The organism is Alteromonas pelagimontana, assembly GCF_002499975.2.
GTDB lineage: Bacteria > Pseudomonadota > Gammaproteobacteria > Enterobacterales > Alteromonadaceae > Alteromonas > Alteromonas pelagimontana.
In genome coordinates this window covers 1,281,358-1,296,068 of record NZ_CP052766.1, presented here as the reverse complement: position 1 = coordinate 1,296,068, position 14,711 = coordinate 1,281,358, and the positions used below count along the sequence as shown (strand labels likewise).

Sequence of the window (14,711 nt, the reverse complement as noted above, 5' to 3'; positions counted from 1 at the left end):
CGAAATCATGAATCACAGCCAGCACCACGAACTGTCAACGCTGATACCAGTGACGACAACAAAACGGACACAACAGTTAGGGCAGACAACTTGCCCCTACTGCGGTGTTGGCTGTGGCGTAGATGTTATTCGCCAGCAGGATGGCCGCAACGCTTCCCTGAAAAGCGTGGCCGGTACGCCGGAACATCCGGCGAATTTTGGACGCTTATGTATCAAAGGCACTAACCTTCTGCAAACCAACGGTGCCGAAAACCGCTTATTGTCGCCTTCAGTGGCAGGAAAAAACGTTTCCTGGGACACCGCCACAGGTTTGGTGGCGGAAAAAATTAAAGATGTCATTGCCAAACATGGGCCGGAGGCAGTGGCGTTCTACGTTTCCGGGCAACTGCTTACTGAAGACTACTATGTTGCCAACAAGCTGATGAAAGGGTATATCGGTAGTGCCAATATCGACACCAATTCGCGGCTGTGCATGTCTTCGGCGGTGGCGGCTTACAAACGCGCTTTCGGTGAGGACCTGGTTCCCTGCAGCTATAACGATTTAGAGCACACGGATTTACTGGTTTTAGTAGGCAGTAATGCTGCCTGGACTCACCCGGTTTTATTCCAGCGTATGGAAAGAGCAAAACTGCGCAACCCGGATCTTAACGTGGTTCTTATCGACCCTCGTGCTACAGACAGCAGCACCTTAGCTGATCTGCATTTGCCTTTAAAACCAGGCACAGACGCTGCTCTCTTTAACGGCTTGTTGCATTTTTTAGTTACTCAAGGCCATACCGACAACACGTTTATTGCTGATTCCACCAACGGGTTTGAAGCGGCGGTAGAAAATGCGTCGGTGTGGAGTACCGCCGCGGTTGCCAATTACTGCGACTTACCTGAAGCAAGCGTTATACAGTTTTATACAATGTTTGCTAAAAAGACCACCGCAATCACCTTTTTCTCTATGGGCATTAACCAGTCAACCACCGGGGTAGACAAAGGTAACGCCATTATAAACTGTCATCTTGCCAGCGGAAAAATCGGCAAACCTGGCAGTGGCCCTTTTTCTATCACTGGCCAGCCCAATGCGATGGGCGGAAGGGAAGTTGGCGGATTGGCTAACATGCTGGCAGCACATATGGACATAGATAACGCCGAGCATCGAAAGAATGTTCAGACTTTCTGGCAATCACCTGTAATGGCCGAACGTCAGGGGTTAAAGGCGGTAGATATGTTCGAACGCATGGCGGCGGGTGACATTAAATTTGTCTGGATCATGGCCACCAATCCAGTGGTCAGTATGCCAAACCGGCCGCAAATAGAAGCCGCCTTGGAAAAGTGTGAGACGGTAGTGGTGTCGGATATTGTTGCCAATACCGACACCTTAGCTTTTGCCGATATTGTTTTACCCGCCACAGGTTGGTCGGAAAAAGACGGTACGGTGACAAATTCAGAAAGAAGAATTTCCCGTCAGCGCGGATTATTACCCGCACCAGGTGAAGCCCGTCATGACTGGCAAATTATTTGTGACGTGGCCGGTAAAATGGGCTTTGCTGACAGCTTCAGTTACGCCCATGTCAGCGAAATTTTTGATGAGCACACCCGGCTGACTACCTACAAAAATCATGGCGAGCGGGCGCTCAATCTGTGCGGTTTAAGTGGCATGACGGTTTCTGAGTATGATCGCCTGTCGCCCACCCAATGGCCAGTAGCTGACGCCACTTGTCAGGGAACAGAAAGACTTTTTAGCGATGGCAAATTTTTTACCGCTGACCGGCGTGCAAATTTTATCGCCATCCAGCCAGCAGCTCCTGCGCAGCTTACCTGTGAAGCATTCCCGTTTGTGCTTAATTCCGGACGGCTAAGGGATCAATGGCATACCATGACCCGCACCGGTAAAGCCGCCAAACTTTTTCGTCATACTGCCCAGGCTACGCTGGCTATGCACCCGGATGATGCAGAAAAGCTCTCATTAAAAGAAGGTGATTTAGCCGCATTGTCAGCCGCGAGTAGTGGTGGGATGACGACTATCTTGCCTGTAACCCTGGAGACGCGCCAGCGCAAAGGTGAAGTGTTCGCACCTATTCACTGGTCAAAAGCATGGGGATCGCATTGCCAGATTGGCGCCCTGTTTAATGGAGCGAACGACGAAATTTCCGGTCAGCCTGAACTCAAGCATGCAGCGGTGGCTATTCAACCCGCTGCGTTCACCACTGGCGGGCAAATCGCTGTGCGAAACTCTGCGTTGCTTTCTCAGCTTACCGATGTGGCTGATTATTGGGTAAAAATTCCCGCTGAACATTGTGAAAGCGCACAGGTGGCAAGTTACGCTAAAGCCGAAGATTTGCTGCAGAAGTGGCAATCTGTGCTGCCAGAAAACTGCATTATGTTAACCCGCCAGCAGGATGATAAAGCCTCGGCAGTCATACTGCAGAATGAGATTTTGGCAGCGGTTGTCTGGACAGATTCTAACGCACAGGCGATGCCGCTTGAATGGTTAGACAGCCTCTTTGCTACCTCTGCTGACCTACCAGATGCAACACTTGCTGCACTACTGCGGGGGCAGCCTGATGAAGCTTATTTACTCGGCCCTCAGATTTGTAGCTGTTTTAATGTTCGGCAAAAAACGATTAACGACGCTATTGAAGCCGGAGCTGCCACCGTTGACGCGCTGGGAGATCAGCTTCAATGTGGCACAAACTGCGGTTCCTGTCGCTCTGAGCTGAAAAGAATGATTGATCAGCAAGCCGATGCCCGCGTTTTACTTCACTCAATTGATGAGGGAGCTTTATCATGACATACAGTATTGCCGCACAGGTAGCACGTTTTCCAAACCTTGTTTTTCGCGTGGTAGAGAGCATTCGCCGTAAAGCTGCCCAGCGGGATTTTTCTCACAGCCGTGAAGCGTCAGCAGAAGGAAAGGTGTTTATTGTGGGGGCCGGGCCGGGAGACGCCGACCTTCTCACAGTAAAGGCACACAAGTTACTGCAGGTGGCTGACATAGTATTGTTTGACTGGTTAGTGGATGCTTCAGTCTTGGCGATGATCCCCCGGCACGTGAAGACCGAGTTCGTGGGCAAGCGTAGCGGCAAACACAGTATGCCTCAGCAGGATATTTGCCAGCGACTGGTAGCATTAGGCAAAGCAGGATATACCGTGGTGCGTTTAAAAGGCGGCGACCCTGCGGTATTTGCCCGCACGTGTGAAGAAACAGAGGCGTTGAGCGCAAACAATATTCCTTTTGCTATTGTTCCGGGCATTACCGCAGCCTCTGGCGCATCAGCCTACACCGGCATTCCGCTGACGGACCGTCGTTGTGCACAAACAGTCAGGTTAATGACAGCGCACCTTCAAGATCCCACCAAAGAGCCGGATTGGACGAGCATTGCTGCCGCCATGAAGAACGAGACAGTGGTCATGTATATGGGGCTTAAAAGGCTTGGCATGATCACCAGCCGACTAGCAGATGTGGGAGTAGCACTTGATTTGCCGGTAGCCGTGGTTGAAAATGCCTGTTGTCACAATCAACGGGTTATTACTGGCACCTTAACAACCATTGCGCCCAGTGTAGCCGAGGCCCAAATTGAAGGTCCTGCTTTGCTGATATTTGGTGAGGTCATACACTCCCGTCAGCAGGTAAGTCCGGAACTATTGAAGCATTACTCCCATGTCTCATTTGTTTAGCCAGTATATAAAGATTATCGGTAAAGGCCAGAAAGGTAGCCGCAGCCTGACGCAGGAAGAAGCATTTACCGCGATGAGTATGCTGCTAAAAGGCGAAATTACTCCTGATCAGCGCGGTGCGTTTTTAATGTTGTTACGCACTCGGGAAGAAACTCCGGAAGAAATTACCGGCTTTATTCAGGCGTGCCGCCAGTATCTTGAACCTGGCACAGCAAACATACAGGTCAAGCTAGATATTGGTTGCTATGCCGGTAAACGTCGTCAGTTGCCTTGGTATCTTTTGGCTGTTGCCTGCCTTGTAACAAGCGGCACAACGGTATTTTTACATGGTGCCGAAGAGCCGGGTAGCGGCCGAATGTATGCCAGCCACGTTTTGCCCACGCTGGGCCTGCCGACGGTAGAGTCAATACCGGCAGCCGCCGGGCAAATACGTGCTTATGGTGTGAGTTACCTGGATATGAACGCATTTCTGCCGCCGCTAAACAAGGTAATAAAACTGCGAGAGGAGTTTGGCTTACGTTCCTGCGCCAACACACTGGCGCGTTTGCTTAATCCTAGCGGCGCACCCTTCAGTGTGCAGGGGGTTTATCATATGCACTTAGACCATAAACATACACGCGTAAACGAACAGTTTCCCGCTTACGATTCGCTGTGTTTTCGTGGTGATGGCGGCGATCCCGAAGTAAACAGTGAAAGGCCCACGGAACTATTCTTTACCCGCCAGGGAAACACAAAAGCAATCATGCTGCCCGAATCCAACACCGGTTGGGCAATGAAAGATAAAGACATGGACGTGAAGACCATGCTCGCGGTTTGGCGCAAAGAAAAAGCCCACAAGTATGCCGAGCAATCCGTCTCTGCCACCCTTACCAGTTATCTTATGCTAACAGAAAATTTAGATGTTGCTGAGGCGCAGAGTAAATCCCGCCAGTTGTGGGAATCCCGCGATGTTCATCGGTTGCCGTTTTCCGCCTGTGCCTAAAAGTGATCTCGTCTCCCTGCCTGGCGGGTAATAATCCATTTAGCCGGAGAATATTATGCGCACCCTAAAGTTATGTGATGGACGAAGTATGCCGCAAATCGGATTCGGAACCGCCGCAATAGGCGAATTTCAGCAAGATAATGAATTTGTAAAAGATACAGTCCTTAAAGCAATTGAGATGGGTTATCGGCACATCGATACGGCAGCGTTATACGGAAACGAGCGAAGTGTAGGACAAGCGATTGCCGAATCAGGCATTCCGCGCAAGGAATTTTTTGTTACCACCAAAGTGTGGGACACCCAGCAGGGTCATGAAAATACTCTGCAGGCGATGGAAGAAAGCCTTAACCGCCTGAACATGGATTATGTCGATTTATACCTGGTGCATTGGCCATACCCGGAAAAAACGCAGGCGACTTGGCAGGCAATGGAGCAGTTACATCGCGAAGGCCGCGCCCGTTCTCTGGGGCTATCGAACTTCAGAAAATCGGACATTCAGCAGCTGATGGGTTTTGCAGAAATTAAACCCGTTTATAATCAGTTAGAGTTACATCCTTATCTTACGCAAAAAGCGCTGGTGGAATACTGTGAAAGTAAAGGCATGGTGGTGTCTTGCTGGTCGCCGCTAGGATCAGGCTCCTGGAGCGGAGTCGATAACAGCGAAAAACCGATTTCTGATCCGGTAATCACGAAGCTAGCAGAAAAATACGGGGTTTCAGCGGGTCAAATTATTCTTGCCTGGGATCTGCAACAAGGGCGAATTGTGATTCCAAAAGCCGAAAGCGAAAAGCATATGAAAGGGAATCTGAATTATGGTTTCACTTTAACGGACGAAGAACTTACCGCCATTGATAATTTGAACAAGAACCATCGCTTTGGTGATGATCCAGACACGGCTACAGAATCGAATTTATCCCGGCCTGTTCCTAATTAATAAAAGTTTAAAAGTGGCGTGTTTCCCTGAACGGCCACTTATTACCTTTTTATTCATCAACTCCAAGCCACTTCCATTCATCAACTTTTGCCGGTTATGTAAGGCGAAAGCTCGTTAACCAGCTTTATGTCCACATAAAGTGCATCCGCTGCACTATCTTGATTCAAAAAAGTATTCAGTGCCTACTAGAGATTCCTATAACCATTTGTTTGTTAACGTTTTCTCTGGTTGGCACTAAAGGTGCTTTACTCATCTGCAATAGGATTGTCAGCAGTCGTACTCAATCCCATTTATACAATTTAGCTAATCAGCCTTAGGGTTGATACCCGGCAACGAAGCCCACAATGCGAGATGACATGTTCATCTAGCTTGTGGGTTTTTTTTTGACTCGAACAAAAGTGAAACTTTTATGAGTAACGAAAAATTCAATCTAGCGTCCTTTACCGGGAAAATGAAAATTCTGCATTTGTCCTGGATGGTTTTCTTCATCACGTTTCTTGTCTGGTTCAATATGGCGCCGCTGAAGCAGCTTATTGTAGAAGACCTTGGGCTGTCAGTTGATGACTGGAAAACCTTATTGATTTTGAATGTGGCGCTGACCATTCCCGCCAGAGTGGTAATAGGCGCACTGACAGATAAATTTGGCCCCAGAATCGTCTATTCATCGCTACTGATAGTTTGCTCCATTCCCTGTTTTGCGTTTGCTCTGGCTACGGATTTTACCCAACTGGCCATCGCTCGTTTTGCATTAGGGTTTATCGGCGCGGGCTTTGTAATTGGCATTCGCATGGTAAGTGAGTGGTTTCCGCCAGGAGAGCTGGGCGCTGCCGAGGGAATTTATGGCGGCTGGGGAAACTTCGGTTCGGCGGCTGCGGCATTCACATTGCCGACTTTGGCGCTGCTGTTAGGAGGAGACAATGGCTGGCGCTACGCCATTGCTATAACCGGCGTGCTATCGCTCATTTTTGGTGTGATTTATTATGTAAATGTGTCGGATACACCCAAAGGTGCAACCTACTTTCGGCCAAAAAATTTAGGCGGTATGGAAGTAACCAGCAAAGGGGATTTTCTATTTCTGCTGGTTATGAAAACACCGATGTACCTGGCTTTAGCGTTGCTCAACTGGAAGCTTTCTGCGGCTGGCGTGGGATGGCTGGGAGATACACTCTGCAATGCCATTTATACCTCGCTTATCGCTTTGTACCTGTTTGATGCTTATTCTACGTTTCGCGCAAATGCCAGTATTTTTAAACAGCCTGTGCCCGCCATCCATCGTTATTCATTCAAGCAGGTTGCCGTACTGAATATTCTTTATTTCGCCACTTTTGGTTCCGAGCTGGCGGTTATTTCCATGCTGCCGGCCTTTTTTGCTGAAACCTTTACGTTAAATATGGCAACAGCCGGGTTGCTGGCTGGCATGTACGCGTTTATGAACCTGATGTCTCGACCTGCGGGCGGCGTCATTTCAGATAACTTTGGACGCAAAAAAACCTTACTCATTTTGACCGCCGGTTTGGCGGCTGGCTACTTTTTGCTAAGCACCATTAATCCGGGCTGGCCTACCTGGTTAGCCGTACTCGCAGTCATGCTGTGTTCCTTTTTTGTGCAGTCGGGAGAGGGCGCTGTGTTTGCGGCTGTGCCGCTAATTAAGCGCCGCCTTACCGGACAAATTGCGGGTATGACTGGCGCCTACGGCAATGTGGGAGCGGTCACTTATTTAACTGTGTATTCACTGGTGGATGCTTCTACCTTCTTTATGGTAATCGGCTGCACCGCAGTACTGGGTTTTGTTGCTTTGCTGTTCATGCAAGAACCTGCAGGCACGATGACAGAAGTGAATGAAGACGGCACTGTGGAACTGATTCAGGTTACCTAAGGAATAACGTTGGCAGATTTATCTCTTTCTTACGGGGGTTACAGTAGCGCCGGTGTGAAATCTGAAAATCAGGATGCTTTTGCTGTCTGGCATGGTCAGGGCAGCCAGCTTAAAGAAAAAGGCGTAGTGGCGGCCATGGCTGATGGCGTTTCTGCCTGCGCTAAGGCTAAGGAAGCCGCTAACTCTGCCGTAACTACTTTCGTGCTGGATTACCTGCAAACGCCGGTCACCTGGACAGTAAAGCGTTCTGCACAACAGGTTCTGCAAAGTGTAAATCGCTGGTGTTATGGTCAAAATGCGTTTGCAACCGGGGGCGGCAGCCAAGCCGTTACCACCTTCAGCGGACTCATTTTTAAGTCAAACAGTGCATTTGTTTTTCATGCAGGCGATTCGAGAATTTACCGTTATCAGAATGGCGATCTCGAACAGCTAACGCTGGATCACTGTATCAAGCAAGGTAGGCGTTCTGTGTTGTCCAGAGCGTTAGGAATTGAACCTCATCTGGACGTCGATTTTAAACAAATTGATTTACAGCCAGACGATATTTTTGTGATGACCACTGATGGCGTGCATCAGTTTATCACCACCAAACAAGTGAAGTCAGCGTTACAGGAAGAATCGCAGGACCTGGAGGCGACGAGTCGCAACATTGTTCAGGCGGCATTGACCAATGGCAGTGACGACAATTTAAGCTGCCTGTTGTTGAAAGTTAATAGATTACCCAGTGCCAATCTTGATGAAGTCTGCCAACAACTCACTCGTCTTGCCATACCTCCCGCCCTGAAGCCCGGAATGAAGCTGGAAGGGATGCGAGTGCTGGAAATTTTATTTAACGGCACCAGAAGCAGTTTATATAAAGTTATAGATGACAACAGCGGGCAGCTGTTCAGCATGAAAACACCTTCTGAGTATTTTGCCGATAATCCTGCTTATTTAAGCAGCTTCTTGCGAGAGGAATGGATTGGGCAACATCTGCGTAGCCCGTATGTAATGAAGATTTTTCCAAGGCCAGCTGCGGCCAGATTTATGTATCACCTTTGCGAGTACATTGAGGGGCAGACGTTACGCCAATGGATGATTGATAATCCGTCTCCGGCTCTGGATAAAGTACGGCGTATTGCCAGGCAGTTGATTGCGGCGTTACGAGTGCTGCAGCGGCAACAAATGGTGCATCGGGACGTCAAGCCGGAAAACGTGATGATTAATGGCAATGGTGAAGTCAAGTTGATTGATTTTGGTGCCGTGCTTGTGGCTGCTCAGGAGGAAACAGGCGAGCAGCTGGCTCATACAGTGCCTTTGGGAGCGGTGAACTATATTGCGCCAGAATATTTACTTCACAATACGGCTGATTTTCGCAGTGATCAGTTTTCCTGCGCTACTGTTCTCTATGAAATGCTGTGCGGAGACTTACCGTATCAACCGGCAAGTCAAACGATATCCAGCGGCATTTTTGCCCGGGAATATAAGCCCTTGATTCGCGGACGACCTGACTTGCCGGCCTGGTTGGATGTATGTTTAAAAAAGGCACTGCAGCCAAATCCTGTGAACCGCTACGCCGCCTTTTCTGAATTTGAAACAGCGCTTGAAAGTTCAGACGACACAATTCGTTTGCTGGAAAAACAGCGGCCTTTAATTGAACGTAAGCCGGTGTTGGTTTGGCAGTGCGTCAGTGCGCTTTTATTTATCGCTGTAATGCTACAGCTGGTTTTTAAAGATTAGTACCAGTAAGCGGGCGGCCTGAGGCTGCGCGAATACTGATCCATGCGGATCGGTATAACCAAAAAAGCAAAATAAATCTGAATGTAGGCAACGACGCCCACACAGCCCAGACGGCTCTTCCGTCGATGGCTGGTGGGCTTTTTTGTTTGTTTTACTTTCTCTACTGCAATAGGCATCACACAACGTAAATTTAGGAACAGAAAATGAGAAGAACTCCTAAGCATTTTTTAATAATTGCTTTGTCCTGCGTTTTTTGCGCGGCAAGCGAAGCCGCAGATTGGTACGACGCACTTTCACAAACCACTGCCAGTGCAGATCTGCGGTTACGATATGAGGCAGTGGATCAGGACAACACTTTAGAAGATGCGGATGCGCTAACGTTTCGTACACAGCTGAATATTACCAGCGGTGAATATCGCGGCTTCTCTTTTACTGCCGAACTTGAAGATGTAAGGGTTGCTTTGGGGCAGGGGGATTATTCTGTTGGCCCTGCCGATTTTCATGCTGGCATCTATTCTACTATTGCTGATCCAAAAACCACTGAATTAGACCAGGCACTGATTCAGTATCGCAATCGGCATATTACAGTAAAAGCGGGTCGCCAGATTATCGCTTTGGATGACCACCGTTTCGTGGGAGATGTGGGATGGCGACAAGACCGTCAGACTTTTGATGGCGTCACCGTGGCTTACACAATTAATGATGCGGTTGATGTCTTCTATGGCTATATCAATCAGCGCAACCGCATCTTCGCCGAAGCCGCAGATATTAACTCCAAAGATCACCTGTTTAATGCCTCCTACACTACGGCTATGGGCAAATTTGTAGCCTATGGTTACCTGTTGGAAGAGGATAACGAGGCGGAAAATAGCATTGATACCTACGGTATCAGTTTTACCGGCGGCGTTAAGCAAGGAAACCTGAAATGGGTGTACGGGGCAGAAGCTGCAACCCAAAGCAGCGAGAATGCCTTAGCCGACTACAACGCCAGTTATCATAAGGTAGAAGGTGGATTGCTCATGTCTGGCATTACCGGAAAGCTCATGTATGAAGTGTTAGGTTCCGATGAAGGGAAATACGGTTTCTCTACGCCGCTGGCTACGTTGCATAAATTTAACGGCTGGACCGATCAGTTCCTCACAACACCAGCGCAAGGTTTGGAAGATTTAGCGGTTTCGGTTGCTGCGCCTTTCGCCGGTGGCACAGTGACCATGGTTTATCACAAGTTCGATATAAACAAAGCTGGCACCGTTACTGGTGATCTGGGCAATGAAATAGATCTGCAGTATGTCACCAGCATAGCCGAAAGAGTTAGTGCAGGCGTGAAATTTGGCAGATACTCAGCGAATGAAAATGGTAGCGGGTATGTCGATACCAATAAGCTCTGGGTCTGGATGGGCACCACTTTTTAACCACACGTTTTGGTGAGTGAAAAATAGCTGGAGGAGGGTATCAATGACAAAGAGAACAACAGGAATAGTGCTTTGCGGAGGTCTTTCTCAACGGATGGGAAAAGATAAAGGCGGGTTAATATTAAACGGCAAAACGTTGCTTGAGAACGCGGTTTCATGTCTGATAAATTCTGGCGTATCCAATGTCTACACAGTGGGTGCTAACGCTGCCGATATTGAGGATAAACACTCTCATCGCGGCCCCGGTGTTGCCACACTGGATGCTATGCAGTCAGTGCTCTTGCAATCCACCGAATATTTAATGGTAATTCCGGTGGACATGCCACTGCTAACATCACATCTGCTTAAGCAGCTACTTAACCTGGCGTTACATTATGAAAGTGGCTGTTACATCAGGGGTAATATGATGCCATTGGTATTAAAGATGGAGCCGGCCTTCGTTACTGTCGCCAAAGCGCACTTTGCCCATAATGATTCATTATCGCTGCGCGAGCTAATTGCGCTAAACCAGGCTGCGGCGTTACCGGCTGAGCAATGGCGTAGCGAGCAACTACTAAACATCAATCATCCGGAAGACTGGCAACGTATGCTGGCTTGACAGCAAAGCGAAAGGAGCAAACTATTGTTGTAACCAGCCCTTTTCCACAGCGATATTCAGTTGCTGATTAACATAGCGCCACAGGGCGGGGGCAGCAGATTCAAGAAGGGCGTTTCGGTTAATAATTTTTTCTCTGGTAACCTTATGTCGGGTCCAGCTTCCGCCTCCAGCTCGCATATTCTGAAAAACAGGAAGTACACGATCCATACATTTGGCGAATTGCGCATCAGCGGTAATGGCGGCTTCAAATTCGAGCCATAATTTTAGATAAGCCTGGCCTTGCGCTTCAGGCAAAATACCGAAAATACGTTTAGCTGCGGCAAGTTCCTTCAGCTCTTGCTCGGCATGATCGCTGGCTTCAGCAAAGGCAAACATATCGCCAGCGTCAATTTCTACCAGATCATGGATCAGAATCATTTGCACCACTCTGGCAATATTGATGGGCTCTGCGGCATATTCTGCAAGGACTGTGGTCATTAACGCCACGTGCCAGCTATGCTCAGCGCTGTTTTCCTGCCGGTTAGCATCGACAGGTAGCCTAACCTGTCTTTTCACCGCTTTTAGTTTATCCAGCTCCTGAATAAACGATGCATGGGCGTCTACAAATTCCATAATGTTTCCTTTATAAAAGCGCTATAAAAAACGCGCCCTTTAGGCGCGTTCTGTGCAAGCCTGAGCAGTTACTTCTGCTCGCTTAGCCACACAATAAGTTCAACGATATCATCTGTTGTCATATCGCGGGTAAATGTGGGTTGATAGCGACCGTTAACTATAAAGCTCGGTACGCCTTTGAGGTACTGACGGTACTGGTCGATTTTCTGGTTATTCTTTTTCAGCATGCTGTTTACACCAAAGCTCGATGCTAACTTATCGAACTCCGCAGCGTCGACGCCGTTAACTACAAATATATTACGAAGATCTTTTAAGCCGGTAACGCTGGCATTTTGCTTATGAATATAATTGAAGATAGCCTCATTCATAGCATCTTCTTGTTTAATCGCTCGGGCAATCATTAAGGCGCGGGTAGCGTCATCCTGAATTTCAGGACTCGTAAAACCCATGAAATTTACATGAATTTTAGTAAACTCAGTGTCGTCACTCAGCTTCTTCTTAATTTGCGCCACCAGCGGCTCAAATTGATAGCAATGCGGGCACCAGTAAGAGAAGAACTCCTTTATCTGGGGAGAATCCGTTGCCGGTTCATCCAATATCTTATAATGCTCACCTTCTTTCCACTTTTGTTCCTGGGCACATGCTTGTAGTGGTAAAAGCAGAGCCAATATGATGAGTGCTGCAAATTTTTTCATTCTTTCAGATTTCCTTTCGGCGTGATTGACTTAAGATTACCACAGCAAAAAAGCTTCGCCTAGCTTACGCGACAAGTACCCGGTTGCTGGAGGTTAACGGTAAATACGTGGGCGCTTGCACCTTGGTGCTTTTTATAAATCATCCACTGCAAATTCCGGACATTTACTGCTAGTTCAGCGTGCCTGCCCATTCCTGCTCCACAAGTTGGGCTAAGAAATCTTCGCTTTTTGTTTAAATTCTGCTCGCGTTTTTTCATGTGAAGACCCTTACTCAGCGTTGTTTGAAAGCGAAAAAGTACCACCACGATGTATTTATTTGGTTTCTTCGTTTGACTAAATTGAAGGGCTTTTCAGGACTCACCGAGTGATCAATTATAACTACGGCTTGGTATTACTGGTAACTACAAACGCACGGCGAAAGTTTACTTCCGCCCAGCGATATTAACTTATAGCGGATACCATTTTTGAAAGCAGTATCTTTCCAGTCTCTGGCAATAATTGGCGGTGGGCCTAGCGCTCTGTATTTACTTCATTACCTGTTACTCGGCAAGTCAGGCTTCCGGCGGATAGATATTTTCGAAAAGCGCAGCACATTGGGCCGGGGTATGCCTTATGGTAATGCAGGGGCTTTAAAGGAGCATCTGGCGAATGTCTCATCAAGTGAACTCCCTGCACTGCCGCAATCTCTTGTGCAGTGGCTGTTTGAGCAGTCTGACACCATGCTTGCTTCTTATAGTATTAATAAGCAATGTCTGACCGAAGAAACCATTGTTCCTCGGCTGCTTATGGGCGCTTATTTAGAAGCGCAATTTTCTGCATTGGTGAATAAGGCAAAACAGGCCGGAATTGATATTCGGGTGCATTATGAAGCTACAGTTATTGATGTAAAAATTGATGCCGAGAATAGGCACTGCATAATATTGAAGGAAGGCGATTATGCTGGCTTTACCGCCGCCGCTATTTGCACAGGCCATACCTGGCCGCGAAAGCAAGAACAAAGCGTCGCGGGTTATTTCGATTCGCCTTACCCGCCAATAAAACTTCGACACCAGCGGAATCATGCGGTGGCGCTGCGAGGCTGTTCGTTAACGGCAATTGACGCAATCAGTACGCTTGCTGTTGCCAATGGCGAGTTTTATCACGCTGCCAATGGGCAATTAAAATATGAAAAACATCCGCAGTGTCAGCAGTTTGAAATCGTAATGCACGCATTGGGAGGTTTAATGCCCAGCATCCGATATCATCTGGATTCGCCATTACTTAACACGGATGGTTTGTTAACCGAAGTAGAGCTAGAGGCCCATAGGCAGGAGAATAGCGGATTTTTATCGCTGGATTTTTTGTTTGAGCACAACTTCAAAAAGCAGGTAGCAAACAGGGATGCCGCAAGTTTTAAGAAAATAGCGAATAAAAACATCGAAGGCTTCGTTCAGCAGATGTTGTCCTCTCGAGAAGCATTTGATCCATTTACCCTGTTCAAAGTGGAATATTTGCAAGCTGAAATGTCGATGTTGCATAAAGTGTCAATTGTCTGGAAGGAGTGTCTTGCCGTTTTTAGTTACGCATTGAACCCGCTTGCGCGATATTTAAGTGCGGAAGATACCCAACGCATGAACGAACATCTGCAGCCTTTAATCGCTATTGCTATCGCTAATATTCCGCAGCATTCATGTCAGCGTCTTTTGGCTCTTCATTCAGCAGGAGCGTTGTCCATGATATCGGTGGGCACATCAAGCGACGTAAAGGTTGTAGACAATAATATTTACTACCGGTATAAAAATAGACGGGACGAAACCGTTGAGCAGCATTATCAAACGTTTATAGACTGCATCGGGCAATCTCCTCAGCCGCTATCGGCATTTCCATTTCCTTCAATGAGAAAAAGCGGCAGAGTTAGGCCAGCAAAGGTAGCGTATCAATATTCTAAAAACGGGGCGCGGGATAAGCAGCTTACGCCAAAAGAGGTTGAATTTGATGCAAACGCCAGTGTTTATTATCGACTTATTGGAGGGGCTGATATTTCTGCCAGTTACCAGCTTTTAGATGGAAAACGCGCCACGTCGGCTAAAACTTATATTATGGCTGTGCCTTATATCAGCGGATTGAACCCTGACTTTTCCGGCCTGGATTACTGCGCGGATGTGGCGCAAAAAATTGCGAAGGATTTAGAAACATAAAACCCCCACAAGCACGCGACTGTGAGGGTTATCCCGGCTT

Annotated in this window: 11 protein-coding genes; 9 read left to right on the top strand and 2 right to left on the bottom strand. The window is 47.9% G+C overall.

What is annotated here, in order from left to right:
- The first annotated feature begins 7 nt into the window (after window positions 1–7).
- The 8 genes from CA267_RS05895 to mobA all read left to right on the top strand — a co-directional run bounded on the left by CA267_RS05895 (window position 8) and on the right by mobA (window position 11,187).
- Window positions 8–2,779, top strand: a complete 2,772-nt coding sequence (locus CA267_RS05895; RefSeq protein WP_075608349.1) for a nitrate reductase — start codon at window positions 8–10, stop codon at window positions 2,777–2,779.
- Complete coding sequence (gene cobA / locus CA267_RS05890; protein ID WP_075608350.1) at window positions 2,776–3,666, top strand: uroporphyrinogen-III C-methyltransferase; 891 nt, start codon at window positions 2,776–2,778, stop codon at window positions 3,664–3,666. The genes CA267_RS05895 and cobA overlap by 4 nt, the downstream gene beginning before the upstream one ends.
- Window positions 3,650–4,648 (top strand): glycosyl transferase family protein, encoded by a 999-nt coding sequence (locus CA267_RS05885; protein ID WP_075608351.1) that lies wholly within the window; start codon window positions 3,650–3,652, stop codon window positions 4,646–4,648. The genes cobA and CA267_RS05885 overlap by 17 nt, the downstream gene beginning before the upstream one ends.
- 55 nt (window positions 4,649–4,703) lie before the next feature.
- On the top strand, window positions 4,704–5,582 hold the full coding sequence (locus tag CA267_RS05880; protein WP_170669022.1) for an aldo/keto reductase: 879 nt from the start codon (window positions 4,704–4,706) through the stop codon (window positions 5,580–5,582).
- A 409-nt stretch (window positions 5,583–5,991) separates the two neighbouring features.
- Window positions 5,992–7,458, top strand: coding sequence for a NarK family nitrate/nitrite MFS transporter (locus tag CA267_RS05875; protein ID WP_075608353.1), 1,467 nt, complete (start codon window positions 5,992–5,994; stop codon window positions 7,456–7,458).
- A 9-nt stretch (window positions 7,459–7,467) separates the two neighbouring features.
- Window positions 7,468–9,177, top strand: coding sequence for a bifunctional protein-serine/threonine kinase/phosphatase (locus CA267_RS05870; RefSeq protein ID WP_075608354.1), 1,710 nt, complete (start codon window positions 7,468–7,470; stop codon window positions 9,175–9,177).
- Window positions 9,178–9,380: 203 nt separating this feature from the next.
- Window positions 9,381–10,589 carry an alginate export family protein gene (locus tag CA267_RS05865; protein WP_075608355.1) on the top strand — a complete coding sequence of 403 codons (1,209 nt, stop codon included), beginning with the start codon at window positions 9,381–9,383 and terminating at the stop codon, window positions 10,587–10,589.
- Between the two features lie 43 nt (window positions 10,590–10,632).
- A complete protein-coding gene (gene mobA / locus CA267_RS05860) occupies window positions 10,633–11,187 on the top strand; it encodes a molybdenum cofactor guanylyltransferase (protein WP_075608356.1) in 555 nt (184 codons plus the stop codon).
- Window positions 11,188–11,208: 21 nt separating this feature from the next.
- Here the strand turns inward: mobA and CA267_RS05855 are convergent, their stop codons facing one another.
- Both CA267_RS05855 and CA267_RS05850 read right to left on the bottom strand, forming a co-directional pair.
- Entirely contained in the window at window positions 11,209–11,799 is a 591-nt protein-coding gene (locus CA267_RS05855) for an HD domain-containing protein (RefSeq protein WP_075608357.1), read from the bottom strand.
- 68 nt (window positions 11,800–11,867) lie between these two features.
- Window positions 11,868–12,494, bottom strand: a complete 627-nt coding sequence (locus CA267_RS05850) for a thiol:disulfide interchange protein DsbA/DsbL (RefSeq protein WP_075608358.1) — start codon at window positions 12,492–12,494, stop codon at window positions 11,868–11,870.
- A 464-nt stretch (window positions 12,495–12,958) separates the two neighbouring features.
- Here CA267_RS05850 and CA267_RS05845 point away from each other — a divergent pair, with 464 nt between their 5' ends.
- On the top strand, window positions 12,959–14,671 hold the full coding sequence (locus tag CA267_RS05845) for an FAD/NAD(P)-binding protein (RefSeq protein ID WP_075608360.1): 1,713 nt from the start codon (window positions 12,959–12,961) through the stop codon (window positions 14,669–14,671).
- Window positions 14,672–14,711 lie beyond the last annotated feature (40 nt).